This window comes from Aeromonas sp. 2MA4 (assembly GCF_029237305.1).
Taxonomy (GTDB): Bacteria; Pseudomonadota; Gammaproteobacteria; order Enterobacterales; family Aeromonadaceae; genus Aeromonas; species Aeromonas salmonicida.
The window spans coordinates 17,569-43,875 of record NZ_JAACFY010000014.1; the positions used below are offsets into that span (position 1 = coordinate 17,569).

General features: G+C 60.6%; 23 protein-coding genes. 11 read left to right on the plus strand and 12 right to left on the minus strand.

Annotated elements, in window-relative coordinates:
- The first annotated feature begins 219 nt into the window (after positions 1 to 219).
- Together greB and GWQ31_RS14580 are read left to right on the plus strand one after the other, a co-directional pair.
- Positions 220 to 693: a transcription elongation factor GreB gene (greB, locus tag GWQ31_RS14575; protein ID WP_275909660.1), complete on the plus strand. Its 474-nt coding sequence runs from the start codon at positions 220 to 222 to the stop codon at positions 691 to 693.
- Between the two features lie 347 nt (positions 694 to 1,040).
- On the plus strand, positions 1,041 to 3,353 hold the full coding sequence (locus tag GWQ31_RS14580; RefSeq protein WP_275909661.1) for a Tex family protein: 2,313 nt from the start codon (positions 1,041 to 1,043) through the stop codon (positions 3,351 to 3,353).
- Between the two features lie 37 nt (positions 3,354 to 3,390).
- Here GWQ31_RS14580 and GWQ31_RS14585 read toward each other — a convergent pair whose 3' ends face one another.
- From GWQ31_RS14585 to bioH, 4 genes are all read right to left on the minus strand, one after another.
- Positions 3,391 to 3,669: a hypothetical protein gene (locus GWQ31_RS14585; RefSeq protein ID WP_005319791.1), complete on the minus strand. Its 279-nt coding sequence runs from the start codon at positions 3,667 to 3,669 to the stop codon at positions 3,391 to 3,393.
- A gap of 90 nt (positions 3,670 to 3,759) precedes the next feature.
- Entirely contained in the window at positions 3,760 to 4,560 is an 801-nt protein-coding gene (locus GWQ31_RS14590) for a putative metalloprotease CJM1_0395 family protein (RefSeq protein ID WP_169047220.1), read from the minus strand.
- Between the two features lies 1 nt (position 4,561).
- Entirely contained in the window at positions 4,562 to 4,795 is a 234-nt protein-coding gene (locus tag GWQ31_RS14595; protein WP_005319796.1) for a hypothetical protein, read from the minus strand.
- A gap of 71 nt (positions 4,796 to 4,866) precedes the next feature.
- Positions 4,867 to 5,631: a pimeloyl-ACP methyl ester esterase BioH gene (bioH, locus tag GWQ31_RS14600; protein ID WP_275909662.1), complete on the minus strand. Its 765-nt coding sequence runs from the start codon at positions 5,629 to 5,631 to the stop codon at positions 4,867 to 4,869.
- 38 nt (positions 5,632 to 5,669) lie between these two features.
- On the opposite strand from bioH, the gene GWQ31_RS14605 reads away from it, so the two are divergent.
- On the plus strand, positions 5,670 to 6,398 hold the full coding sequence (locus GWQ31_RS14605; protein ID WP_271774039.1) for a ComF family protein: 729 nt from the start codon (positions 5,670 to 5,672) through the stop codon (positions 6,396 to 6,398).
- 149 nt (positions 6,399 to 6,547) lie between these two features.
- A complete protein-coding gene (gene nfuA, locus GWQ31_RS14610) occupies positions 6,548 to 7,126 on the plus strand; it encodes a Fe-S biogenesis protein NfuA (RefSeq protein WP_017411920.1) in 579 nt (192 codons plus the stop codon).
- Between the two features lie 246 nt (positions 7,127 to 7,372).
- Here the strand turns inward: nfuA and gpsA are convergent, their stop codons facing one another.
- Genes gpsA through GWQ31_RS14625 form a run of 3 tightly spaced genes read right to left on the minus strand, consistent with a single transcriptional unit; the run spans position 7,373 to position 9,329 of the window.
- Complete coding sequence (gene gpsA, locus GWQ31_RS14615) at positions 7,373 to 8,377, minus strand: NAD(P)H-dependent glycerol-3-phosphate dehydrogenase (RefSeq protein ID WP_005319805.1); 1,005 nt, start codon at positions 8,375 to 8,377, stop codon at positions 7,373 to 7,375.
- Between the two features lie 2 nt (positions 8,378 to 8,379).
- Positions 8,380 to 8,850 (minus strand): protein-export chaperone SecB, encoded by a 471-nt coding sequence (gene secB, locus GWQ31_RS14620; protein ID WP_005319808.1) that lies wholly within the window; start codon positions 8,848 to 8,850, stop codon positions 8,380 to 8,382.
- A 47-nt stretch (positions 8,851 to 8,897) separates the two neighbouring features.
- Positions 8,898 to 9,329 carry a rhodanese-like domain-containing protein gene (locus GWQ31_RS14625; RefSeq protein WP_005319811.1) on the minus strand — a complete coding sequence of 144 codons (432 nt, stop codon included), beginning with the start codon at positions 9,327 to 9,329 and terminating at the stop codon, positions 8,898 to 8,900.
- Positions 9,330 to 9,654: 325 nt separating this feature from the next.
- On the opposite strand from GWQ31_RS14625, the gene gpmM reads away from it, so the two are divergent.
- Together gpmM and GWQ31_RS14635 are read left to right on the plus strand one after the other, a co-directional pair.
- Positions 9,655 to 11,184: a 2,3-bisphosphoglycerate-independent phosphoglycerate mutase gene (gpmM, locus tag GWQ31_RS14630; RefSeq protein WP_021141093.1), complete on the plus strand. Its 1,530-nt coding sequence runs from the start codon at positions 9,655 to 9,657 to the stop codon at positions 11,182 to 11,184.
- 9 nt (positions 11,185 to 11,193) lie between these two features.
- Positions 11,194 to 12,600: a peptidoglycan DD-metalloendopeptidase family protein gene (locus GWQ31_RS14635; protein ID WP_275909663.1), complete on the plus strand. Its 1,407-nt coding sequence runs from the start codon at positions 11,194 to 11,196 to the stop codon at positions 12,598 to 12,600.
- A gap of 116 nt (positions 12,601 to 12,716) precedes the next feature.
- On the opposite strand, the gene GWQ31_RS14640 is transcribed toward GWQ31_RS14635, so the two are convergent.
- Entirely contained in the window at positions 12,717 to 13,367 is a 651-nt protein-coding gene (locus GWQ31_RS14640) for a Qnr family pentapeptide repeat protein (RefSeq protein WP_059112757.1), read from the minus strand.
- An 89-nt stretch (positions 13,368 to 13,456) separates the two neighbouring features.
- Between GWQ31_RS14640 and GWQ31_RS14645 the strand changes: the two genes are divergently transcribed.
- Complete coding sequence (locus GWQ31_RS14645) at positions 13,457 to 14,464, plus strand: substrate-binding domain-containing protein (RefSeq protein ID WP_058395582.1); 1,008 nt, start codon at positions 13,457 to 13,459, stop codon at positions 14,462 to 14,464.
- A 149-nt stretch (positions 14,465 to 14,613) separates the two neighbouring features.
- Here GWQ31_RS14645 and GWQ31_RS14650 read toward each other — a convergent pair whose 3' ends face one another.
- From GWQ31_RS14650 to GWQ31_RS14660, 3 genes are read right to left on the minus strand one after another with little or no spacing between them, the layout of a single operon-like run.
- A complete protein-coding gene (locus GWQ31_RS14650; RefSeq protein WP_042866942.1) occupies positions 14,614 to 15,255 on the minus strand; it encodes a bifunctional 4-hydroxy-2-oxoglutarate aldolase/2-dehydro-3-deoxy-phosphogluconate aldolase in 642 nt (213 codons plus the stop codon).
- 9 nt (positions 15,256 to 15,264) lie between these two features.
- A complete protein-coding gene (gene edd, locus GWQ31_RS14655) occupies positions 15,265 to 17,061 on the minus strand; it encodes a phosphogluconate dehydratase (protein WP_275909664.1) in 1,797 nt (598 codons plus the stop codon).
- Positions 17,058 to 17,567 (minus strand): gluconokinase, encoded by a 510-nt coding sequence (locus GWQ31_RS14660; protein ID WP_005319830.1) that lies wholly within the window; start codon positions 17,565 to 17,567, stop codon positions 17,058 to 17,060. The genes edd and GWQ31_RS14660 overlap by 4 nt, the downstream gene beginning before the upstream one ends.
- 245 nt (positions 17,568 to 17,812) lie before the next feature.
- On the opposite strand from GWQ31_RS14660, the gene gntU reads away from it, so the two are divergent.
- The 4 genes from gntU (at position 17,813) to GWQ31_RS14680 (ending at position 25,080) form a co-directional block, all read left to right on the plus strand.
- On the plus strand, positions 17,813 to 19,153 hold the full coding sequence (gntU, locus tag GWQ31_RS14665; protein ID WP_058395586.1) for a gluconate transporter: 1,341 nt from the start codon (positions 17,813 to 17,815) through the stop codon (positions 19,151 to 19,153).
- 146 nt (positions 19,154 to 19,299) lie between these two features.
- Positions 19,300 to 20,649 carry a CDP-diacylglycerol--serine O-phosphatidyltransferase gene (pssA, locus tag GWQ31_RS14670; RefSeq protein WP_275909665.1) on the plus strand — a complete coding sequence of 450 codons (1,350 nt, stop codon included), beginning with the start codon at positions 19,300 to 19,302 and terminating at the stop codon, positions 20,647 to 20,649.
- Positions 20,650 to 20,852: 203 nt separating this feature from the next.
- Positions 20,853 to 22,922 (plus strand): ATP-dependent DNA helicase RecG, encoded by a 2,070-nt coding sequence (gene recG / locus GWQ31_RS14675; RefSeq protein WP_219598170.1) that lies wholly within the window; start codon positions 20,853 to 20,855, stop codon positions 22,920 to 22,922.
- A gap of 88 nt (positions 22,923 to 23,010) precedes the next feature.
- Complete coding sequence (locus GWQ31_RS14680; RefSeq protein ID WP_275909666.1) at positions 23,011 to 25,080, plus strand: AsmA-like C-terminal region-containing protein; 2,070 nt, start codon at positions 23,011 to 23,013, stop codon at positions 25,078 to 25,080.
- 45 nt (positions 25,081 to 25,125) lie between these two features.
- On the opposite strand, the gene GWQ31_RS14685 is transcribed toward GWQ31_RS14680, so the two are convergent.
- The gene (locus GWQ31_RS14685; protein WP_169047210.1) at positions 25,126 to 26,046 is read right to left on the minus strand and encodes a bifunctional GNAT family N-acetyltransferase/hotdog fold thioesterase; all 921 of its coding nucleotides are present in this window, start codon (positions 26,044 to 26,046) and stop codon (positions 25,126 to 25,128) included.
- Positions 26,047 to 26,307: the final 261 nt, after the last annotated feature.

Sequence of the window (26,307 nt, forward strand, 5' to 3'; positions counted from 1 at the left end):
TGTTGCCAATACTAGAGCTCGAGGCCCCAACGGCAAAGCATAAATATGTTACCGGTTATTGCCCATGGCATCCCTTGATCCCTCTGCCGTCAGCACCTGTCGACCATGCTGCCCCCTGATGACGACGCAGTTTTTGCTCGACACAGAAATGGCAGCGACTAAGATCCGCCGAGCCATAAGAGGCTCATCAGCCCACATTGACGCAGGTACCTGAAATCCATGAAGACCAAGCTCATCACCCGCGAAGGCTACAACAAGCTGAAAGAAGAGCTCGATTTCCTGTGGCGCGAAGAGCGCCCCGAGACCACGCGCAAGGTGGCCTGGGCCGCCAGCCTGGGGGATCGCAGCGAGAATGCAGACTACCAGTACAACAAGAAGCGGCTGCGGGAGATCGACAGACGGGTGCGTTACCTGCGCAAATGCCTCGAGGAGCTGGGGATCGTCGATTATGCTCCCGTCCAGGAGGGCAAGGTGTTCTTCGGCGCCTGGGTCGAGGTGGAAAACGAAGAGGGTGACACCAAGCGCTTTCGCATCGTCGGTTATGACGAGATTTTTGGCCGCAAAGATTACATCTCCATCGACTCTCCCATGGCTCGAGCCCTGCTCAAGAAAGAGGTCGGGGATGAGGCCATAGTACCTACGCCAGTCGGTGACGCCTGCTGGTATATCAATGACATCAGCTATCCCAAATGACGCAGCCGGGGAGACTTGTCCTCCCCGCCATCCCGGGTAGCATAGTGCCCTTCCCTCCCGGACATCTTCTCTTCCATGACGGGGAGCGGATCGCTCGCTCTCTTCCCCCTCCCTTGGGCTCAACGGCCATTTACGTCACTTCGCCAGGGTGGCATACAGTCGTGCGACCCCATATAGTGCTCACATTTGGCGCCTTATGGCGCAAACCGATCTCGGTGGCACTCTCGGTACACGCCATGATGCACATCCTCATGGTGTAGAGACGCGACCTGCTGGCAGGCAATATACCCAGCAGCAAGTCGACGCCACCCAGGCCAGTTGGATAGAAGCGACCACAGAGATCCCCGATGCACAGCCATGTAATAGAGAGACAGATTGCCGGTGAGCTGAATACTCGTCCGGAACAAGTGCAGGCAGCCGTGCGCCTGCTGGATGAAGGCTCGACAGTGCCCTTTATCGCCCGTTACCGCAAAGAGGTGACTGGTGGCCTGGATGACAGCCAGCTACGCCCCCTGGAGAGCCGCCTTGGTTATCTGCGCGAGCTGGAGGATCGCCGCCAGGTGATCATTCGCTCCATCGAGGAGCAAGGCAAACTCACCCCTGAGCTGACCCGTGAGCTGAATGGCGCCGAGAGCAAGACCCGGCTGGAAGACCTCTATCTCCCTTACAAACCCAAACGTCGCACCAAGGGACAGATGGCCATAGAAGCGGGGCTAGAGCCACTGGCGACCCTGCTGCTCACGGACCCGATGCGGGATCCCGAACAGGCCGCTGCCGGCTTCCTCAATTCCGAGCAAGGCATCACAGACAGCAAGACAGCCCTTGATGGAGCCCGCTACATACTGATGGAGCGCTTCGCCGAGCAGGCAGACCTGCTGGAGAAACTGCGGGACTATCTGTGGCACAACGCCACCCTGCGCGCTCGCGTGGTGGCAGGCAAGGAACAGGAAGGGGCCAAGTTCAAGGACTACTTCGAACATGATGAGCCGCTGCACAAGGCTCCCTCCCACCGGGTACTGGCCATGCTGCGCGGGCGCAATGAGGGGGTCCTCAATCTGGCGCTGGTCACAGGTGAAGACGAGGGCGCCAGTCCCTGTGAAGGCATCATCACCCACCACCTCAAGCTCAATCTGCAAAACCGTCCGGCCGACAAGTGGCTGCAAGGTGTCGTGAGCTGGACATGGAAGATCAAGCTGTCGCTGCAGATGGAGACCGAGCTGATCGGCCGGATCCGCGAATCGGCAGAAGAGGAGGCGATCAAGGTATTCGCCATGAACCTCCAGGATCTGCTGATGGCAGCCCCGGTGGGCATGCGCTGCACCATGGGGCTGGATCCGGGTATCCGTACCGGAGTCAAGGTGGCCGTGGTCGACGCCACCGGCAAGCTGGTCGATCACGCCACCATCTACCCGTTCGAGCCGAAGAAACAGGTCGATCAGAGCCTCAAAACCCTGAGCGAGCTGTGCCAGAAGCACAAGGTGGAGCTCATCAGCATCGGCAACGGCACCGCCTCGCGGGAAACCGATCGGCTGGTGAGCGAGCTGTTTGAGCGCTACCCCGCCGCCAAGGCGCAAAAGGTTGTGGTCAGCGAGGCAGGCGCCTCCGTCTACTCCGCCTCCGAGCTCGCCTCTCAGGAGTTCCCGGATCTCGACGTCTCGATCCGTGGCGCTGTCTCCATCGCCCGCCGCCTGCAGGATCCCCTGGCCGAGCTGGTCAAGATCGACCCCAAGAGCATCGGGGTGGGCCAGTACCAGCACGACGTAGGCCAGAGCCAGCTTGCACGGCGGCTGGATGCCGTGGTCGAAGATTGCGTGAACGCAGTCGGGGTGGATGTGAACACAGCCTCGGTCGCTCTGCTGAATCGGGTTTCCGGTCTCTCCCAGACGCTAGCCCAGAATATCGTCGCCTATCGGGACGAGCACGGCGCCTTCCAGAGCCGCCAGCAGTTGCTGAAGGTGAGCCGGCTCGGTCCCAAGGCATTCGAGCAGTGTGCCGGTTTTCTACGTATTCGCGGGGGCAGCAATCCTCTCGACAGCTCGGCGGTACACCCGGAATCCTACCCTGTGGTTGAAAGGATCCTGGCGCAACTCCAGCAGCAAGTTGAAAGCCTGCTCGGCAACGGCAGCCTGCTGCGTAGCCTGAAGCCGGCTGACTATACGGATGAGCAGTTCGGCGTGCCCACTGTCACCGACATCATAGGCGAGCTGGACAAGCCTGGCCGCGACCCGCGCCCCGAGTTCAAGACCGCCACCTTCAAGGATGGGGTAGAGAAGATAAGCGACCTGGTGCCAGAGATGATATTGGAAGGGGTGGTCACCAACGTCACCAACTTCGGCGCCTTCGTCGATATCGGTGTCCATCAGGACGGGCTGGTCCACATTTCCTCCCTGACCGATCGCTTCGTGAAGGACCCTCGCGAGGTGGTCAAGGCGGGGGACATAGTGAGGGTCAAGGTGCTGGAGGTCGATGCCCCGCGCAAGCGGATCAGCCTGACCATGCGGCTGGACGAAAAAGCCGGACAACCAGCCCGCAAGCCTGCCGAGCCACGCAACACTGGCACTGGCAGTGCCAAACCCAGAAACGAGCCCCGTCAGGCAGCGCCCATGGGGGGCGCCATGGGCAGTGCGTTTGCTGCAGCTCTCTCCAAAACCAAGAAATGAAAAAAGCCCCGCGAGGGGCTTTTTTACAAGGCCAGGCTTACTGACTGAGGGTAGCCAGAATACCTTCCGGATCCTGATGTTGTACCAGCACCTCCCGCAGCCGATTGAATGCCTTGCAGGCTTCCTGTGGGTACTTGCCATAAGAAACGACGCCAGTGTGGCTCCAGCCGGCCGCCAGCATGACCTTCTTCTTGAAATGGGTTCCTTCAGTCCCGCCGCCACCGAGTTGCATCAAGAACTGTTCCATCTGAAGGTGAGGAGGGGGAACACGGGAGAAGGTGGCAAAATCTTCCGGTTTGACTTCATCAAAGTGCATGGCGACTCCTGTGAGGATGAATGGGATTACCCCTCAGATTAGTTGCAAAAACCTAGGTCGGGATAGAAAAATCGGGGAAAAGTAGTGTGCCTAGACGCTTAGGCTGAGACCCTGCTGCGCCGCTGGCCTGACCGCCTGTTGATATCGCTGGGCGATGACCTGATTACGTTGTTCCATATAGGTGTTCAGCACGCCGGTCCGTGCACCATCAGCAGGCGTAGCACCTGACTGGGAGCTGGACGTCATCATTGCCTTGCGGGCTTGGGCCTCCTTGGCTGCGGCACTTCTGGCCACACTCAGATCCTGTGCGGAAGGCTCGGCAGGCGCCAGAGCGGCAGTCCGTACCTGCTGCATCTTGGCAATGGTGGCCTCGGGATCACCAGGGATAGTCCCGATGTCGATGGAAACCTCACCACCAGTGGCATAACGCTTGCCGTCCGGTCCCATCGAGAATTGATAAGTAGGGCTACTGGCAAACTGGCCGCCTGCAGCCTGATGAGCCTGCTCGTGGGTGCGAACCTCCTGATCCCTGTCCACCAGCTCCTTGATCTGCAGCTCCTGCTTTTGTTGCTGCTCCTGCTGCTTGGGATCCTGCTGTTGCTTGTTGCGCTGGCCATCCTCACCCGTGGCTTCAACAAAGCGGTTATCCACGGGCGTTTGCGGGTTGCTGGTCTGTGACCCTTCCCGCGTCTGCTGAGAGGTCTGGGCGGCATTGGCCTGGCTGGTCTTGGACTTGTCTTTCTGCGAGCCGACTTCAGGCTCGGCATTGAATGCCTCGCTCTGACGAGTCTGGGGAATGAGTGCTGCACGGCGATTGTCAGTGCGTGCCGATTCCGTCTGCGGTTGCAGCTGATTAGGAATAAGGGTTGGCAGACTGACATTGATGTTCATGTCAGACCCGGATATCGATCAGGGTACCCATCATGTCACTGGCAGTCTGGATCACTTTGGCAGAGGCACCAGCCTGCACCTCGGCCACCTTGAGGTTGACCAGCTCGTCAGGCAACTGCACCTGATCGCCGCTCGGCGTGTTGAGCCGGGCAATCTGGCTGGATGCCTTGTCGGCAATCTGCTCCGCTCGCTGAAACCCTTGTACTCCGCTGTTCAATGCAGAATCTATGCGCATGACAACTCTCCTCTGACGTTGGATTAATTATCCGTCACGCCAGAGGATTAATGAAGTAAATCGTCTGTTTTTCAACCAACAAAATGTCGAACGATTTCAACGAACTGTTGTGGATGGGAAATAAAGGGTGCGTGCGAGGCCTTTTCCAGCACCACGCTGTGGCTGGCTGGGTAGCGCTCATCCAGCAGCACAATGGAGGCTTTAGGCACCAGGGAATCCAGCCGGCCATAGACGCGCAGCCAGGGCAAGCTCAGTGGTACCAGCTCATCGCGCAGGTCAACATCTGCCAGCAAACCGAGTCCTGCCTCCAGCGCAGCAAACTGGGGGGCGGGGCGTTCCGCCAGCCAGTGGCGCAGCTGACGGATATCATCCCTGGCATGCTCGCTGCCCATGGCCTGGATCGCCAGAAAGCGTTCTATGGTCTGCCTGAAGTCTCCCGCCAACATCTGATTGAAACCGGTCAGCACCTTGGGGGCTATACCAGGCCACTCATCCCGGGCCATGAAACAGGGAGAGCTGGCCACAGTGATAAGCGAATGAAGTCGCTCAGGCTGGGTCAAGGCCAGCTGGCTTGCTACCAGACCACCGAGGGACCAGCCGAGCAGATGGCACTTCTGCGGCAAGACTGTGGCAATCTGCTCTGCCAGCCAGGGCAGGTTGTAATCACTCCCCTCGCGCAGCGGACTGTTGCCAAACCCGGGCAAGTCCACCAGATGCAGCCGATAATGTGCCGCCAAATGCTGGGCAATACCATGCCAGACTGCGCCATTCATGCCCCATCCGTGCAACAGCACCAGATCGGGTCCCTGACCAAACCGTTCTACCGATACGTTCATCTAGACTCAAGATCCCTGTTCATTCTCTTGGGGTCAGCATGTTAAAGCGGCTGCTAGCCAAAGCAAGTCCGATCCTTGGCAGCCACGCCGACTGGCAGGGCAGCTGTCTGCTCTGCCAGCAAGATTGTGATAGCCAGCCACTGCTTTGTAGCTGGTGTCGACAAGCCCTGTACCAGTCCTACCCCAGATGCACATTGTGCGCGGCCCCCTTGACGGAATACATGGGAGATAAGGAGCTGATCTGCGGCCGCTGCCAGCGCAGGCCACCACCCTGGGAGCGGTTGCAGGTCATTGGCGACTATCAGGCCCCCTACCCCATGCTCATTCCCCAACTGAAATACGCCGGCCAGATCCTGCTGGCGCCACTGCTCGCACGCCTGCTGGCCGATCATCTGGAGAGAGACGAGCCCCCAGAAGTCATCATCCCTGTTCCCCTGCACTGGTGGCGGCAGTGGTGGCGCGGCTTCAATCAGGCTGAGGAGATAGCCACCACCCTCAGCCAGATCACCGGTATTCCTTGTGATAAGCGGTTGCTGAGTCGCACCAAGGCAACCCCCCAGCAGACCCGGCTCAGTGCCGGTCAGCGGCGGCGGAATCTGCGGGGCGCCTTTCACGTTCGCCCCCATCACTATCGGCATGTGGCCCTGCTCGACGATGTGGTAACCACGGGGGCGACGGCAGGCCAACTAACCCGCTTGCTGCACGAGAGCGGCATCGAAAAAGTGGAAGTGTGGGCCATTTGCCGTACGCTCAAACATCTCAAATGACCCTAGGTATGTATACCGCAGGCTCAGTCACATCAGGCTGCCATAGGTATATTTGACATATGTTAAGCGCCATCTGCATGCTACCCAAGCACTGCCAAGCGAGTTATCATGAATACCCTAGTCGTACACTCAGGTTTATGAGGATAGTGATGATCAGCATTTCCGACACCGCCCAGGCCCATTTCCGTAAACTGCTGGAAAAACAGCCTGATGGCACCAATATCCGGGTGTTTGTGGTCAATCCGGGAACCCAGAATGCCGAGTGCGGCGTATCGTATTGCCCGCCCGACGCGGTGGATCCGGAAGATCAACACCTGCCTTTCAGCGGATTCGACTGCCTGGTTGATCCTCTGAGCGCCCCTTACCTGGTCGATGCCACCATCGATTTCGTCACCGATCAGATGGGCTCCCAGCTCACCCTCAAAGCCCCCAACGCCAAGATGCGCAAAGTGGCCGACGATGCACCGCTGATCGACCGCATTGAATATGTGCTGATGTCCGAGGTCAACCCCATGCTGGCCGGTCACGGTGGCAAGGTAACTCTGGTCGAGTTGACCGAAGACAAGCTGGCCATCCTGCAGTTTGGCGGCGGTTGCAACGGTTGCTCCATGGTCGATTACACCCTGAAAGAGGGGATCGAGAAGCAGCTGCTGGAAAAATTCCCTGGCGAGCTCAACGGCGTCAAAGATGCCACCGAGCACCAGCGCGGCGATCACTCCTACTATTGATCCCGTGCCAGTGGCGATCATCCATCAGGGTTGATCCCCTCTGACCGCACATGAAAAGGCCCCGCCAATCTGGCAGGGCCTTTTGCTATCCGACGAACCGAATGAGCCTATCTCAGTAGGCGTCGTTGTTGACGGCAGTTTGAACACGGACAGCGCGCAGAAACCGGAGCGTATAGGCATATGTGAGGATTTCGAGCACTGCCCAGGTTCAAAATGGCTAATAAAACAGCCTAATGGGATTTGCTCTTATTCGTCGCGCTTGTCCCGACTGAGCAGAGCAATCGCGGCTTCTTTCGGGTTCTTTCCCTGGTAGAGCACCTGGAAGATCTGCTCGCAGATGGGCATCTCGACGCCACAACGGGCCGCCAGCAGATGCACCTCCTTGGTGTTGCGATAACCTTCCACCACCTGGCCGATCTCGGCCATGGCAGTCTCCACCGCCTTGCCTGCACCTAGAGCCAGACCGAAACGACGGTTGCGGGACTGGTTGTCGGTGCAGGTCAGCACCAAATCCCCGAGCCCCGCCATGCCCATGAAGGTTTTGGCATCGGCACCCAGCGCCGCACCGAGACGCTGCATCTCCACCAGACCCCGGGTGATGAGCGCGGTTCTGGCGTTGGCGCCAAAGCCCAGACCATCAGAGAGGCCGGCGCCGATGGCGATGACGTTTTTGACCGCACCACCCAGTTGCAGGCCGACGAAATCCGGATTGGTATAAACCCGGAACGAACGGCCGCAGTGCAGCAGATGGGAGAGCTCATCGGCAAAGTCGTCGTGAGTCGACGCCACCGAGATGGCGGTCGGCAGACCGGCGGCCAGCTCCTTGGCAAAAGTGGGGCCCGAGATTACGGCCAGCGGAATAGTCTCCCCCAGCACATCACGGGCCACATCCTGCAACAGACGGCCGCTGTCAGGTTCAAGCCCCTTGGTGGCCCAGGCGATACGGGTATCGGGGCGCAAGAAGGGTTTGACCTGGCTCAGCACCTGGCCGAACACATGGCTCGGCACCACCAGCAGCAGGACGGGAGCGGCTTGTACCGCCCGTTGCAAATCGGCGGTCAGTTGCAGATCCGCAGGAAAAGGGACATCAGGCAAAAAGGCCTTGTTGCAGCGGTCGTGTTCCAGCTCGGCGACATGGGCAGGGTCGTGACCCCACAGCAGGGTCGGATGACCGTTGCGCGCCAGAGAAATGGCAAGGGCGGAGCCATAAGACCCCGCCCCCAAGACCGAGATAGCGATCTGGTCAGCCATTATCAGGCTTCCGCAGTCGCCTGCTGGGCCTGTGCTTGCGCCATGTGCTGGGCAAACAGGGCATCGAAATTGACCGGTGCCAGGTTCAGCTGCGGGAAGGACCCCTTGCTCACCATGTTGGCCACGGCTTCGCGGGCATACGGGAACAGTATGTTCGGGCAGAAGGCTGCCAGGCAGTGAGCCAGTTGCGGCTCCGGCAGGTTACCTATGGTGAAGATACCGGCTTGCTGCACTTCACACAGGAAAGCGGTCTCGGTTTCCAGCTTGCAGGTCACGGTCAGGGTCAGTACAACCTCGTACACGCCATCAGCCAGGATGTTGGTCTTGGTGTCCATGTCCAGCTTGACGTCCGGCTGCCACTCTTTCTGGAAGATGTGCGGGGTATTCGGGGCTTCGAAAGAGACATCCTTGGTGTAGACACGCTGGATGTGGAATTCCGGTTGCACTTCCTGGTTGTTGATTTCGTCAGCCATTTCGTTTGATTCCTTTTTAAGATAATGAGTGGGCGCAGGCCCTTAAATCAGCGTTTTTTGGTCACCGGCAGATTATCTGCACGCCACTGGGCCATGCCACCGCTGAGCACATACACCTGCTTGAAACCGGCCTTGCTCAGTTGGCGACCCGCGCCACCAGCGGTCATCCCCGACTCGCACACCACTATGATGGGGGCATCTTTATGCTTTTCAACCGGGCCCAGATTATTGCTCTGGATCTGGCTGAGCAGCAGGTGCTGGGCACCGGCCAGATGACCCTTGGCAAACTCTTCCTGACTGCGAATATCCACCACGGTGGCATTTTCACGGTTGATCAGCAGGGTAGCCGTGTGGTTGTTCACCGTCTTCACCGGAGAAAAACGAGCACGCACGCTGGTGTAAACCAGGGTGCCTGCCAGGCCGAACCAGGCTGCGGTCAGCAGCGGGTTACGGGCCGCAAAATCCAAATACTCTTGCATCTTCTACTATCCAGGGACCAAGACAAGGGCCCGAGTATACATGGTGACCCCACCAAGATCAGCCATCTTGGCGGCAAAGCGGGAGCAGGCTCCCATCAGGCGGGACCTCCATAACGGATCGGCATAAAAAGTGGCATCCCGTCTCTTGGGGCGAGGATTCGTCGAGTGAAGGGACAAGCCGGCGACAAAGGGGAAACAGGCTGGCAACAGTCCGCGGCGGGTGTTGGCAAGGGCTTGGCTATCAGGTGACTATTTCGGCAGATGTAGTAATATTACGCTAGTTTCACTTCCCGCAATTCATTCCTATCCGAGAGGACATAGCCTTATGTCAACAGCTAAGAAACCTTTGGTTCTGGTCATCATGGACGGTTGGGGCTACAGCACCAAGCAAGAGCACAACGCCGTCGCTGCCGCCAAGACTCCCAACCTCGACCGTCTCGCCCGTGACTACACCAGCACCCTGATCTCCGGCTCCGGCCTGGATGTGGGTCTGCCGGATGGTCAGATGGGTAACTCCGAAGTGGGCCACGTCAACATAGGTGCCGGTCGCATCGTCTATCAGGAGCTGACCCGTATCTCCAAAGAGATCAAGGACGGCGACTTCTTCCAGAACGTCGAACTGGCCAAGGCTGTCGATTCCGCCGTGACCAAGGGCAAAGCCGTTCACATCATGGGTCTGATGTCCCCGGGTGGCGTACACAGCCACGAAGAGCACATCATGGGCATGATCGAGATGGCAGCCAAACGTGGCGCCGAGCAGATCTACTTCCACGCCTTCCTAGATGGCCGCGACGTCCCGCCGCGCTCCGCCCAGTCCTCCATCGAACAGTTCGATGCCCTGTTTGCCCGTCTGGGCAAGGGTCGTTTCGCCTCCATGATCGGCCGCTACTTCGCCATGGATCGTGACAACCGCTGGGATCGCGTGCAGCAAGCTTATGACCTGATGACTCAGGGCAAGGGCGAGTTCACCGCCGACAGCGCCAGCGAAGCCCTGGCCGCTGCCTATGCCCGCGACGAAAACGACGAGTTCGTCAAGGCCACCCGCATCGGTGCTGCCGCCCCCATGCAGGATGGCGATGCCCTGATCTTCATGAACTTCCGTGCCGACCGCGCCCGTGAAATCACCCGCGCCTTCGTTGACAGTGACTTCACCGGCTTTGCCCGTGCAGCCACCCCTGCGCTGAACTTCGTGATGCTGACCGAATACGCGGCCGACATCAAAACTGCCTGTGCCTACCCGCCGACTGCCCTGGTGAACACCCTGGGTGAGTGGCTGGCCAAGCAGGGCAAAACCCAGCTGCGCATCTCCGAAACCGAGAAGTACGCCCACGTCACCTTCTTCTTCAACGGTGGCGAAGAGTCCTGCTTCACCGGTGAAGACCGCGAGATCGTCGCCAGCCCGAAAGTGGCCACCTATGACCTGCAGCCGGAAATGAGCTCCGAAGAGCTGACCGACAAGCTGGTCGCCGCCATCAAGAGCGGCAAGTACGACACCATCATCTGCAACTACCCGAACGGCGACATGGTCGGCCACACCGGCGTATTCGATGCGGCCGTCAAAGCCTGTGAAGCCGTTGACCACTGCGTCGGTCGCGTCACCGAGGCCCTGGCCGAAGTAGGCGGCGAATGCCTGATCACCGCCGACCACGGCAACGCCGAGAAGATGCTGGACGAAGAGACGGGTCAGGCTCACACAGCCCACACCAACCTGCCGGTTCCCCTCATCTATTTCGGTCGCAAGGCCGAGGTGCTTGAAGGTGGCAAACTGTCCGATCTGGCCCCGACCATGTTGACCCTGATGGGTCTTCCTGTGCCGCCGGAAATGACTGGCAAGCCCCTGATGATTCTGAAATAATCCTTCCCCATGCGGGGATACGAAGTTATTTCAAACAAAACCAGTCGCGTCGGCCTGTTGGCCGGCGCGCTGTTTTTTTGCCTGTCGTTTATCGCGGGCAAGGCCTTGGCTGCCAACCAGCAGCTCGGCACCATGCAGTCCCAGATAAAGGAACAGCAGAAGACCCTCAAGCTCAGCAAGCAAGAGCTGACCAAACTCAATACTCAGCTCAAGGCTGACGAGCAGGCCATTTCGGCCGCCGCCGCCAAGCTCGAGCAGACCAAGCAACAGCTGAAAAAAAACCAGCAAAAGCTGGTAAGCCTGCAACAGGACAAGCTGGATCTGGAACAACAGGCAAAGCATCAGAAGCAGTTGCTGGCCAAGCAGGCGGAAAGCGCCTTCCAGGCGGGCAACCACGATTACCTCAAACTACTGCTCAACCAGCAGGATCCGGCCAAACTGAGCCGCTCTCTCGACTACTACGACTATCTCAACAAGGCCCGCATCGAGGCCATCGAAGCCCTGCGCGCAACCCGCACCAAGCTGGCCAAAAACCAGCAGGCCACCAAAGAGACCGAGAGCAAGCTGCAATCCTTGCTGAGCGAACAGCAACAGCATCACCAGAGCCTGTTGGCCAGCCAGCAGAGCCGTGCCAAGGTGCGCAACCAGTTGCAACAATCGGTGCAAAGCGACGAGCTAAAGCTGACCAAGCTGGTCAAGGCGGAAAAAGCCCTGAAAGCCAGGCTGGAAGAGCTTCGCCGCCAGCGGGAAGAGCAGGAGCGTCGCGAACGGGCCGAGCGGGAACGGCTGGCCAAGCTGAAAGCCGAGCAGGAACGCCAGCGCCGTCTTGAGGCCCAACGACTGGCCGCCGAACAGAAGCGGATTGCAGAACAACAGCGGATCGCGGCTCAGCAGCAGAAGGTCGGCGAGCAGCAACGGCTCGCCGCCGAGCAGCAGAGAGTCGCCGAACAACAAGACAGGGTGGCGGAGCAGCAAGCTGCCGCGCGCAGCAGCAGCGCCAAGGCAAGCAGTGGCGGCTACGGCGGTCTCAAGACCAACGGCAGCCTGCGCTGGCCGGTGCAGGGACCCATCCTCATCTCCTATGGCTCGCCCCGTACCGCCCAACTCAAATGGAAGGGCACCCTGATCGGTGCCAGCGAAGGTACCCAGGTCAAGGCGGTGGCACCGGGCCAGATAGTCTACGCCGACTGGCTGGACGGTTTTGGCATGTTGCTGGTGATCGACCATGGCCGTGGCTATATGAGCCTCTATGGTCACAATCAGTCGCTGCTGCGCCAGGTTGGCCAGAATGTGGAACAGGGCGAACCTGTGGCTCTGGTCGGTGACAGTGGCGGCCAGGACAGACCCGGCCTCTACTTCGAGATCCGCTATCAGGGTGAGGCAATCAATCCGACAAAATGGTTGGCAAAAAGCTGATGTGATCCGGGCTCGGTCCAGATGACAAACAGCCTGCATTACGCAGGCTGTTTTTATCGCAGCATTCACCGCAGCTCAGTGCCAGATGGTGGAAATTTACCTCTTTTCCGAAACCTTCAAGGAAACACCACCAGACCTATCTGCTCCAGCAAACCCTGTTGCTGCTCTTCATTGATCTGCACGCCGTCCAGGTTGATCCGGCGCAGATCCAACCCGGGCAGATCGCACTGGCGCAGATCACAGCCCTGCAGGTTGAAGCTGGCCCAGTCTATCTGGCCAAACTCGGAGCCACTCAGATCAGATCCCGCCAACGAGGCCCCCAGCAGGCTGGCCCCCTGCCAGCGGTTGCCACTGAGCTCGCATCGCTCCAGCAGGCAGCCATCGAAGTTGGCGTAGCTGAAATTGTTGCCCGTAAGATGGGCCTCGCAGAAGTAGCTCTTGACGGTGATCTGGTTGGCGAAGCTGGCGTGGGCGAAATTGATGCCCATGGCCTGGCAGTCGCGCATCTCCAGCCCCAGGCACTGGCTGCGGCTGAGATCTGCCAGAGTCAGATCGCAGCGCAGAAAGCTCGCCTCCCTCAGATCGCAACCCTGCAACTGGCAGCCCAGCTCGCGCTCCCGCTCATAGAAGGTGCAGTCAACGAAGCGGCTCTCGCTCAAGTCCAGCCAGGAGAAGTTGCAGTCGACAAAGCGGCAACCATCAAACTGTTCCTCTTCCACATCCTGCTGTTCGAAACGCTTCCCCTCGAAGCACTTGCCCTTGATCATCCGAGTCATCCTCTACTGATGGCGCCATATGCTGACTTTGTTAAACAAAAACGGTAATGTTACGTGTAACATTCCTTCCGGATCCCCAGATGAACGACACCCGCAAACGCCGCCCTACCCTGCAGGACATAGCCGACCTGACCGGGGTCACCAAGATGACCGTCAGCCGCTATCTGCGCGATCCCCACGCCGTGGCCGAGGGCACCCGTGAGCGGATCGCCGCCGCAGTGGAAGAGCTGGGCTATATCCCCAACCGGGCACCTGACATTCTCTCCAACGCCACCAGCAAGGCGATCGGCATACTGATCCCCTCTCTCTCCAACCAGGTGTTTTCCGCCGTGGTACATGGCATAGAGTCGGTGACCCGGCCCGCCGGCTACCAGACACTGCTCGCTCACTACGGCTACAGCCCGGAGCGGGAAGAGGAGCAGGTGGCCTCCCTGCTCTCCTATCACGTGGACGGCCTGATCCTCTCCGACAGCCAGCACACGGAGCGCACCCGCAAGATGATCGCCACCGCCGGCATTCCTGTGGTGGAAACCATGGATCTGCCGCAAGCCCCCATCGACATGGTGGTGGGGATGGATCACAGGGCCGCCGCCCGGGCCATGGTAACAGAGATGCTGCGCCGGGGCCGACGCAAGCTGGTTTACCTGGGGGCGCGGCTCGACGTGCGCACCCAGCTGAGGATGGAGGGTTACTACCAGGCGATGGCCGATTTCGGCCTGACAGGTCAGCACCTGCTGACCGAGCAATCCTCCAGCTTCACCCTGGGTGGTCAACTGCTGGATCAGGCGCTGGTGCGCTATCCCGACCTCGATGGCCTCTTCTGTACCAATGACGACTTGGCGGTTGGCGCCCTGCTGCAGTGTCAGGCAAAGTGGATACCCGTCCCCCAGCAGATCGCCATCGCCGGCAGCAACGCCCTCGACATAGGCCATGCCATGACCCCCAAGCTGGCCAGTATCGTCACACCACGCAAGGAGATAGGCCGTGAGGCGGCGACCATGCTGCTGGCCCGACTCAGCGGCCAACCACTGCCTGACACCCGCAAGGACATGGGCTTCTCCCTCTATGTCGGGGAGAGCCTGGGCTGACGCTTGCGCGAAGGGAGGGTCAAAGCCTGACGGTACGCACGCGAAGCAGTCTGATCCGAGACGCCAGCCGATTTATCCTCCTGATTCAAAGGCAAAAAAAGAGCAGGTCACCCCGGGGTGGCCTGCTCTTTTTTATAAAGAACGCGCGCTTAGCGTTTAACCAGCTCGACCGCTTCGCGAGAGAGGCGAGTCACCTCCTCCCAGTTGCCACTCTTGACCGCATCGGCCGGCAGCATCCAGGAGCCGCCGACGGTGGCGACGCATTTCAGCGCCAGATAGTCGGCCACGTTTTTCGGGCCGATGCCGCCGGTGGGGCAGAACTTGATCTGGGGAAGCGGTGCTGCGATGGCAGCCAGCGCCTTGGTACCGCCGTTTGCTTCGGCCGGGAAGAATTTCAGGTGGTCATAACCCGCTTCCAGCGCCTGCATCACTTCGGAGGCAGTGGCAACGCCCGGGATCAGCGGCGCCGTGCTGTTGGCCGCATGGGCCAGCAGCGCCGGTGTCATCCCCGGGGAGATGACGAAGCGGGCACCGGCGGCCACGGCTGCATCAAACTGCGCGCAGTTGAGCACTGTGCCTGCACCGACCATGGCATCCGGCATCGCCTTGGCGATGAGGGCGATGGCATCGAGCGCCACCGGGGTACGCAGTGTGATCTCGAATACCGAGATGCCGCCGTCGAGCAGCGCCTTGGCCATCGGCAGGGCCTGCTCCAGCTCATTGATGACCATAACAGGAACCAGCGGAGAGGCGGCAAACACCTCGGCGGGGGTCACTTTCCAGTTTTGCATAACGCTTCCTTAATCAAAGATGGTGGCGCCACACTCGGCGCTCGATACCGCGCGACGCATCACGCTGAACAGTTCACGGCCCCACCCCTCTTGTTCCAGAGTGAGGTCAATCTCGGCCTGGGTACGGCCACTCAAATCGGTCAGGCAATCGAGGCGACCGTTTACCGCGTCCACCCGCAGCAGATCGCCATCCTTCAACAGGCCGATGGCGCCGCCGTGCAGCGCTTCCGGGGTGACATGGATGGCCGCCGGGATCTTGCCGGAGGCGCCTGAGAGACGGCCATCGGTAACCAACGCCACCTTGTGGCCCGCCTTCTGCAGGTTGCCGAGCACCGGCATCAACTTGTGCAGCTCAGGCATGCCGTTGGCCGCCGGGCCGTTGTGGCGCACCACGATAACGGCATCCTGATTGAGGCTGCCAGCCTTGTAGGCCGCCTCCACAGCGTGCTGGGAGGAGAACACTCGGGCGGGCGCTTCGATAACGCGATACTCGGGCGCCACGGCGGAGACCTTGACCACGGCGCGGCCCAGATTGCCCGCCAGCAGCTTGGTGCCGCCGGTGGCCTGGAACACGGAGCCGGTCGGCGACAGCACGCTCGGATCCGTGCTTTCACCCACCGGCTGCCATACCAGCTGGCCATCGACCAGCGCCGGGCGGCTGAGGTAATCCTGCATCTCGCCAAACACAGGGGTGGCATCCATGTGGATCAGCCCCTCTTGCGCCAGACGACGCATCAGGCCGGGCACGCCGCCCGCCTGTTCGAAGGCATTCACATCAGCCGGGCCGTTCGGGTACATGCGTACAAAGAGCGGCACCACATCGGAGAGATCGCTGATGTCGTCCCAGGTCAGGTGCAGGCCGGCGGCCCGCGCCAGCGCCACCATGTGGATGCTGTGGTTGGTGCTACCGCCGGAGGCGAGCAGGGCCACCAGACCATTGACCAGGGAGCGCTCATCCAGCACCTCACTCAAGGGGCGGTAGGCAGGAGAGCCAGGGATCATGGCGCTGATGCGACGGGCGGCTTCTTCAGTGAGCGCGTGGCGCAACTCGCTATGAGGATGGACGAAGGCGGAGCCCGGCAGCATCAGGCCCATGGCCTCGAACACCAGCTGGTTGGTGTTGGCTGTGCCGTAGAAGGTGCAGGTACCCGGCGCATGATAGGCGCCGCACTCCATCTCCAGCAGGGCGTCGCGGCCCAGTTCACCGGCGGCGTACTGCTGGCGCACCTTTACCTTGTCATCATTGCTGATGCCGCTGGCCATGGGGCCGGCCGGCACGAAGGCGGTGGGCAGGTGAGCGTGGGAGAGCGCCCCCATAATCTGGCCCGGGGCTATCTTGTCGCAGATGCCGAGCAGCAGGGTGGCGTCGAAGGTGTTGTGGGAGAGCGACAGCGCGGTCGCCTGGGCGATGAGATCGCGGGAAAACAAAGACATGTCCATCCCCGGCTGACCCTGAGTCACACCATCGCACATGGCCGGTACGCCACCCGCCACCTGGGCGCTGTGGCCGAGTTCGGCCAGTGCCGCCTTGATGATGTCCGGGTAGCCCTGATAGGGCTGATGGGCGCTCAGCATGTCGTTGTACGCAGTGACAATGCCGATGTTGGCGCGGGTCATGTCGAGAATGCGACCCTTCTCGTCACTGCTACAGGCGGCTACGGCGTGGGCCAGGTTACCGCAGGCCAGGGCGGCGCGGGTCTTTCCCTGTTCGGCCTGGCGCTGAATACGGGCCAGGAAAGCCTGGCGACGGGCGACACTGCGCTCACGAATGCGCGCAGTAACCTCGGAAATAACAATGTGTGTCATACGGCTTGCTCCAACGCTGAGACGGCGCGGTCGACCACCTGTTCGAAGGTGCCATCTATATCGATATGGAATACCCCGGCCTCGCCATCCGGACGTTCCAGCGTATCGAACTGACTTTGTACCATGCTTTCCCGCATGAAATGGCCCTTGCGTGCCCGCATCCGTTCGAGGATCAGCGGCTGATCACCGTCCAGAAACAGGAAATGCACTGACTCATTGCCATCGCGGATCTGGTCGCGGTACTGCTTCTTGAGGGCCGAGCAGACGATCACGCCCACCTCGTTCTTCTGTTCCAGGCTGTAAGCCGCATCACGGATCCGCTCCAGCCAGGGGGCACGATCCTCATCGTTGAGGGGGTTGCCACCCGCCATCTTCTGAATATTGGCTCTGGGGTGCAGGTCATCACCATCGATGAACTTGGCACCCAGCGCCTGGGCCACCTTGAGGCCGACACTGGACTTGCCGCTACCACACACACCCATCACGATAATGCTCTTGCCCGCCATTGTTTGACCTCTATCCCATTTTTCAAAAATCGTGCTGCTGATGGGTTCTAACTTAGCACGTTACCGGTAACATGTTACCGGTAACAACAAGAAATGTGAAGTCTGCCACAGACTGAGCGAACTCACAGTCACCTGGGCAATCGACCTTGAGCCCTGGCCATAAACCTAAATAAATCATAAAGATATGGTCTGCTGACGGATCAGCAGGGTGTCGATACTGAACTTGGAACAAGGAACGCACAACAATGTCTGACCTCTCCCTGATCATGACGGCCGCGGGCTCCATAGTGCTGCTGCTCTTTCTGGTGATGAAGGCCCGCCTGCACGCGGTCGTCTCCCTCATCCTGGTCTCCATGGTGGCCGGCCTCGCCGCCGGCATGAACCCGGCGGAGATCGCCACTACCATCCAGAAAGGGATGGGCGGCACCCTGGGCTTCGTCGCCGTCGTGGTGGCACTGGGCGCCATGTTTGGCAAGGTGATGGAAGTCACCGGCGCCCTCGACCGGGTGGCCCATACCCTGCTCGGTACCTTCGGCGTCAAGCGCGCCAACTGGGCCATGTCACTGACTGGCTTCGTCTGTGCTCTGCCGCTCTTCTTCGACGTCGCCGTAGTGCTGCTGATCGGGGTGGCCTTTGCCATTGTCCGCCGTGGCGGTGGCAGCGTGGTGAAGATAGGCATAGCGCTGCTGGCGGGCATCGCCACCTGCCAGGCCTTCCTCATCCCCGCGCCAGGCCCCATTCTGGTGGCGTCCCAGCTGGGGGCTGATTTTGGCTACATGATACTGTTCGGTCTGATCGCCGCCGTGCCGGCCCTGATCCTGGCGGGCCCCCTGTTCGGCGATCTGATCAGCAAGGTGGTGGATGTGCCGCTCCCTGCCGATGCCCAGAGCAGTGCCCATGACGATAGCAAGACTCTCCCCTCCTTCGGACTGGCCATGGGCCTGATCGGTCTGCCGCTGCTGATGATTGGCCTCAAGACCATAGTCGGCCGCTTCGTCGAGGCGGGATCCACCCTCCACAACTGGCTGGAGTTCGTCGGCCACCCCTTCACCGCCATCATGGTCGCCTGTCTGGCCGCCTTCTATCTGCTGGGGGTGCGCCGCGGCATGTCCCGTGACGAGGTGATGAACGTCTGCAACAGCGCCATCCAGCCTGCCGGCGTCATCATACTGGTGACCGGTGCCGGTGGCGTTTTCAAGCAGGTACTGGTGGATTCCGGTGTGGGCGCCGCCCTTGGCAACATGCTGGCAGACTCCGGCCTGCCCATAGTCGCGCTGGCCTTTATCCTGGCGGCGGCCGTGCGGGTCATTCAGGGTTCTGCCACCGTCGCTATGCTGACTGCCTGCGGCCTGCTGCTGCCCATGCTGGAACCGCTCGGTCTGAACGGAGCCCAGCTGGCGGCCGTGACCATCGCCATCGGCGGCGGGGCCATAGTGCTCTCCCACGTCAACGACTCGGGTTTCTGGCTGGCCAACCGCTACCTGGGCCTCTCCGAGAAGCAGACCCTGCAAACCTGGACAGTGATGGAGACCATCATAGGCACCACGGGTGGCGTCATGGCGATGATTATCTACAGCTTCCTTTGAACATAACCGCTGTCAAAAAGGCCTCCGATGTGAGGCCTTTTTCATCTTTATGAAGATTCTTTCTTTGGCTAACAGGTTGAGGTTGCTAGAATCGCCTATCCATCGCTCCGAGTGGAACGCTTAACGCAGTGATTTCAGGTTTCTCTATGCATTCATCGGCACATTATCGACAACTGTTGGCTCGTCTGCCCCAGATCGCTGTCGCCGCAGATCAGTTTCAGGTGCTCAACAGCGCCAAGGACTTCAAGAGCCGGATCCTTTCGCTTATCGACAGCGCAACTCGGCGCATCTATCTGGTGGCGCTCTATCTGCAAGATGACGAGGCGGGACGGGAAATTCTGTCTGCCCTCTACGCCGCCAAACAGCGCAACCCGGCCCTCGACATCAAGTTGTTCGTGGATTTTCACCGTGCCCAGCGCGGCCTGATCGGCAAAGGCAAGCAGGGTGGCAACCACCTGATGTATCAGGAAATGGCCGCCCGCCATGAACACCAGATCGCCATCTACGGCGTGCCGGTCAAGGGACGAGAGCTGCTCGGGGTGCTGCACCTCAAGGGCTTCATTTTCGATGACACCCTGCTCTACTCCGGTGCCAGCCTCAACGATATCTACCTGCATCAGCAGGATCGCTACCGTTTCGACCGTTATCACCAGATCACCAGCCCAGAGCTGACCCGCTGCATGGTCAACTATGTGGACGATCTCTTTCTCAAGAGCGAAGCGGTGCAGCGACTCGATCGCAGCGACATTCCCACCGCCAAGCAACTGAAGGGGCCGATCCGCCGCTTCAAGCACAGCCTGCGCCTGGGCCAGTACCGCTTCGAGAGCATGCCGGTCAACAGCCAGGAGATCGCCATCACTCCGATGACGGGGCTGGGCAAGCGGGGCAATCAGCTCAACAAGATGATCCGTACCCTGGTGCGTGCCACCGAGCGGGAGATCTTCATCTGCACCCCCTATTTCAACCCGCCCAAGGAGTTGAACAAGGACATCGAAGCCCTGCTCAAGCGCGGCTGCAAGGTGACCATAGTGGTGGGCGACAAGACGGCCAACGACTTCTTCATCCCGCCGGAAGAGAAGTTCACCACCATAGGTGGCCTGCCTTATCTGTACGAGACCAATCTGCGCAAGTTTGCCGAGCGCAATCAGCATCACATCGATGCCGGCCGTCTCAACCTGATGTTGTGGTGCTGCGAGCGCAACTCCTACCACCTCAAGGGGATCTTCGTGGATGACGAGTGGGCAATGCTCACCGGCAACAACCTGAACCCCCGCGCCTGGGCGCTGGATCTGGAGAACGGCCTGCTGGTGTACGATCGTCGCCATCACCTGCGCGCCCAGTTCAACGGGGAGCGGGAGAACATACTCGCCAACACCAAGCGGATCAGCCACTTCGATCAGATAGAGCAGATCAAGGACTACCCGGAACAGGTACGCAAGCTGCTGGCCAGGATCCACAGGGTCAGGGCCCATATCCTGCTCAAGCGCATCATCTGATCCGGGGCACACGCTGCCCGTCCTCACTCGTTGACACCTGTGCAAAGGCCTGCCGTTTTCGGCAGGCCTTTTTGTCAGGATCTGCCATGGTCAGTATCCCGCCCCTGGCCTGGCGCCGGGTGTCACTGCAACGCGGCTTGCACCGAGACGTCAATAACCCCTATCATCTGGACATATTTACAGTGTTTTCGGGCATCTGATTGATGAAATTGGATAAAATCTCCCTCGACAGCCTCAAGGGCGTCGGCAGCAAGATGCAGGAGAAACTCGAGCGACTGGGGCTGGCCACGGTACAGGATCTGCTGTTCCACCTCCCCCTTCGTTACGAGGATCGTACTCAGGTGTGGCCCATCGGCGATCTGCCGCCCGGGCTGCACGGCGCCGTCGAGGGCGAAATCCAGGACACTCAATTGGTGATGGGCCGCCGCCGCATGCTGGTCTGCCGCATCAGTGACGGCACCGGCACCCTGACCCTTCGCTTCTTCAACTTCACCGCCGCCCAGAAGAACAGCCTGGGTCAGGGCAGGTTGATCCGCTGCTTCGGCGAGGTGCGCCCCGGCAAATACGGGCTCGAGATGGCTCATCCCGAGTACAAGTTGCTCGGTGAAGAACAGGCAGGTCAGACCGAAGAGGCGCTCACCCCCGTTTACCCCACCACGGAAGGGCTGCGCCAGCTCACCCTGCGTAGCCTCACCGATCAGGCGCTGGCTCAACTCGACCTGTACGGGGTGGAGGAGCTGCTGCCTGCAGGCCTCTATCCCCAGCAGATCGATCTGGCCGCCGCCCTGCGCCTGCTCCATCGCCCGCCCCCCTCGGTGGCGCTGGCCTTGCTGGAGAGCGGCCAGCACCCGGCCCAGCAACGACTGGTGCTGGAAGAGCTGCTGGCTCATAACCTGTCGGTGCTCAAAGTGCGTGCCCAGGCGCAAACCCAGCTGGCACGCGCCCTCAAGCCGGCACCTGCCCTCGTCAAGCAATTGCTGGGGGCGCTGCCGTTCAAACCGACCGGTGCACAGAATCGGGTGGTAGCCGAGATCAACCAGGACCTGCAACGCAGCTACCCCATGATGCGGCTGGTGCAGGGGGACGTGGGCTCCGGCAAGACACTGGTTGCGGCGCTGGCTGCCCTCCAGGCCATCGGTAACGGCTGCCAGGTGGGGCTGATGGCACCGACCGAGTTGCTGGCCGAACAACATGCCATCAACTTCGCCAACTGGCTGGAGCCGCTCGGTATCGGGGTCGGCTGGCTGGCGGGCAAGCAGAAAGGGAAGGCGCGGGAAACCCAGCTCGCCGCCATCGCCGATGGCAGCGTCAAGATGGTGGTGGGCACCCACGCCATCTTCCAGGAGCAGGTGGTGTTCCAACGCCTCGCGCTGGTCATCATCGATGAACAGCACAGATTCGGGGTGCATCAGCGCCTCGCGCTGCGGGAAAAAGGGGAGCGGGAGGGAGTCCATCCCCATCAGCTCATCATGACTGCCACTCCCATACCCCGCACCCTGGCGATGACCGCCTATGCCGATCTCGACACCTCCGTCATCGACGAGCTGCCACCGGGCCGCACCCCCATCACTACGGTGGCGCTGCCGGACAGCCGTCGCCCGGATGTGATCGAGCGGGTCAAGCTGGCCTGTGAAGAGGGCAAGCAGGCCTACTGGGTCTGTACCCTGATCGAAGAGTCCGAGGTGCTGGAGTGCCAGGCCGCCGAGGATACCGCCGCCGAGCTGCAAAACCAGCTGCCCGGCCTGCATATCGGGCTGGTGCACGGCCGGATGCGCCCCATCGAAAAGCAGCGGGTGATGGAGGAGTTCAAGGCGGGCATACTGCAGCTGCTGGTCGCCACCACAGTCATAGAGGTGGGGGTGGATGTACCCAACGCCAGCCTGATGATCATCGAAAACCCGGAGCGGCTCGGGCTGGCTCAGTTGCACCAGCTGCGCGGCCGGGTCGGTCGCGGTTCTGTGGCCTCTCATTGCGTGCTGCTCTATCATGCTCCCTTGTCCAAGACGGCCCAGAGCCGACTCGGGGTATTGCGGGAGACCAACGACGGCTTCCTGATCGCCCAGCGCGATCTCGAGCTGCGCGGCCCGGGGGAACTGCTCGGTACCCGCCAGACCGGGCTGGCCGATCTCAAAATTGCCGATCTGGTGCGCGACCAGCCACTCATCCCTCAGGTACAGAAGATGGCGCGCTTCCTGATGGACAGGCATCCCGCCCATGTTGAACCGCTCATCCGGCGCTGGCTGGGTCTGCGGGATCACTACTCCAACGCCTGAGTAGAACAGCACAAGAAAGAACGCACGTGACACTCAGGCTCCCAATAGATGTGTTGCCACAACACTCAGACCCTGGAGGAAAGCACCGATGAATTCCTGGCTTCGCGCCCTGCTCTACACATTTGCCTTCCTGCTGCTGTTTGCCTGGGTCGCGCTTGGTCTGTTCGACGCCGAACGGGCCAGGGGCCCCATCGCCAGCTGGATCAGCCAGCAAACCGGCGTGCCGGTCACCATAGGGCGGCTGGTGTTCAACCCTCTCCATCCCTATACCCTGCTGGCCGAGCAGGTGAGCTATGGCGACGCCATCGCCCTCGACAAGCTCTATCTGGAAATAGAGAGCATCGACTGGCTGAACCGGGACGTGCGCATCGCCCACCTCGACCTCATTCGCCCCGTCATCAAGCTGCCGCTGCCCAACACCTTGCCGACCCTGCCGGTTCACTCCCTCACCATCAGCGATAGCACTATCGATCGCCTCAGCCTGCACAGTGACGAGCTGACCCTGAACGGCCTCAACGCCACCCTCAACGACTGGCAGCTGCTCAATCCGGTGCGGCCACCCCAGGCCAACCTGAGCCTCAACATCAATGAGCTGGAAACCCCGGCCTTTGCCCTCTCCCGCCTCAATCTGAAGGGACGACTGGAAGGCCGGGTGCTGAGTACGGATCGGCTGGTCGCCAACCTGTTCGATGGCCTGCTGGAAACCGGCATGACCCTGGACTGGCCCGCCCGCAGCCTGCGACTGCACAATCTGAAGGCACAAGGCATGCGGGTCGAGTGGGGAGCCATGGGCCAGCCTGAACTGCCCTTGCGCCACATCAGCCTGGACACGGGACAGGTGCGCGATGTGAGCATCAACGCCATCACCCAGGAGATCGCCCTCAACAACTTCAACGGCCAGCTCACCGCCTTCAGCTGGCAGGCTGGCAGTACGCCGACCGGTTACTTTACGGGTAGCCTCGGTGATCTCGGCCGCGGCCTGTTCCAGCTGGAAGATCTCAAGGGACGAGTCTCTTTCTCGCCACAGCAGATCGATGCCGAGGTGCAGGGCAAAGCCTATGAAGGTGAATTCAATCTGGATCTGGCCCTCGATACCCAGCAGCAGAAGCTGACCCTCAAAGACATGACGCTGAGCGGCATGGACATCAGCCTGCCAGAGGGGTGGTGGCAGGATTGGCAAAGCTGGCGGCCACAACAGATCGATATCCGCAAACTGACGTTCGACAAACTCAAGGTACTCTCCTTCGACGATACCCTGCCCCTGTCGCTGACGGGCTGGCAGTTCTATCTAAGCGATCTCGCCCTGCGAGGCCGGCAGCCAACCCCCTTGCTCGGCCGGGCAAAGGTCGAGAGCAAATGGTTCGAGCTGGTGTGGGACGGCCTCAGTGCCCGCAACGGCGAACTGGATGGTGAGCTGACCCCCAGCTCATGGCAGCTCAACAAGCTGACCAGCTCGCTGCCGGATGAGGGCTCACTCAGCCTGAGCGGCCAGTGGGGCAAGGAGCCCGGCCAAAGCAGCCGCCTGCAGGTGAAGGGGGAGAAGCTGGATCTGGTGCAGTGGAGCAAGATACTGCACTCCCCCATCTCCTTCGCCGGCAAGGCAGACCTGAGTGCCGATCTGCAAGCCGTGCATGGCAAGACAGCAGGAGAGTGGCGCAGTACCCTGCAGGGCAGCTTCGCCCTCGATGCGGTTGATCCTTTCTGGGACAAGGTGAAGATAGATCCCCTGCTGGATGAGTGGTTCAAAGGCGCCACGCCACCTGATCTGACGCCGGAAAGCCTGTGGCAGGCGATGCAGGAAGGAGATACCCCCTTCTACCGCATCAAGTTGCAAGGCAAGATCGAGCATGGCCAGCTGCAGGTGGAACAGGCTGGTGCCTCCACCATCACCCACCTGCTCGCCCTGCAAGGGGGCATGGATTTGGTCAAGGAGCAGTGGCAGCTGGATCTCGGTGTCCTGAATGGCCAGCGCTGTGCCGAGCTGCTGAGCCACTGGCGCGGCCCGCTTGATGCCCCCGTCTTGAGCTGGGAGTTTCCGGCCAGGCAGGCCTCCTGTGGTTGGGAGGTGGGGGTGCCTTATCCTGCACAGGGGCGCAACAGCCCGCTCTGGCGGCCAGCACCACAGCCCAAAGCACCCGCGTCGACCAGCGTTCCGTAAAACAAACAAGGCCTCATCACGAGGCCTTGTTTGTTTCAGATAGCTTTACAGAACGGGGGACTGGCCTCGCCGTTTGACCGGTTGCACCACATACTGGCCGATGAATTCCACCGCCAGCTTGTCGCCGCTGAACAACTTGACCATGAGGCTGAATTTGGCCGACTCCCCCGCCTTGAGCGGAGCCAGCACGGCCGGCATCCCCTCCCTGGCAACCCGCGCCTCGGGCTCCTCGTTGACCGGGCGGTAATACTTGATGTTGCCCTCCGCCAGTACCGTATCCCCCACCAGACCCGCCTCTTTCAGCTGCAACCAGATGAGACCCCAGCCCGCCAGCACGCACTGACTGTAGATGCTGCCGGCAAACATGGTGTCATGCACGTTGAGGTTGGCCGCCAGATTGGCCTTGAGATGAAAAGTCTGGCCGTCATAGTGGGTGATGTGTACTCCCATCTTCTCGCTGATGGGGATGCCTTGCGACCAGCGAGTGGTGAGATCCTGGCACCACTCGGGGCGATACTGGATGGTCTGCAAGGGGCTTAAGGATTTGATCATCTGACGATGGGGAATGCGGCCAAAGCTGACCGGCCCTTCCCCCACTTCGAGGAAGCCGCACCTGCGATAGAACTCCACCGCTTCCTGACGGGCATTCATCACCAGCCGCTTCACTTTTTCCTGGCAGGCGAGCTGTTCGAGATCCTCCACCATGCGAGCCCCCAATCCCTGGCTACGATACTCGGGGTGCAGCGCCATAAAGCGGATCTGGGCCTCGTCACCACCGATAAACAGTCGACCAACGGCAATGGGAGTACCGTCTGGCGCCAGCATCATGCGATGAATGGCAACGGTATCGTATTCGTCTCGCTCGGAACCAATGGGTAGATTGAAGGGTTTACGCAGCAGTTCCCAGCGCAGCTGGTAGTAAGCGTCCAGCTCGGCTGCCGTTTGAGGAGTGACTACCCGGTACATAAAGCGATCCTTGAGTTAGCGCCGACGGACAGATTGAAGGGCTTGCGCACCCATGCCTCCCAGCGCAGCTGGTGGTAAGCGTCCAGCTCGGCAGCCGTTTGAGGAGTGACTACCCGGTACATAAAGCGATCCTTGAGTTAGCGCCGACGGACAGATTGAAGGGCTTGCGCACCCATGCCTCCCAGCGCAGCTGGTAGTAAGAATCCAGCTCGGCTGCCGTTTGAGGAGTGACTACCCGGTACATAAAGCGATCCTTGAGTT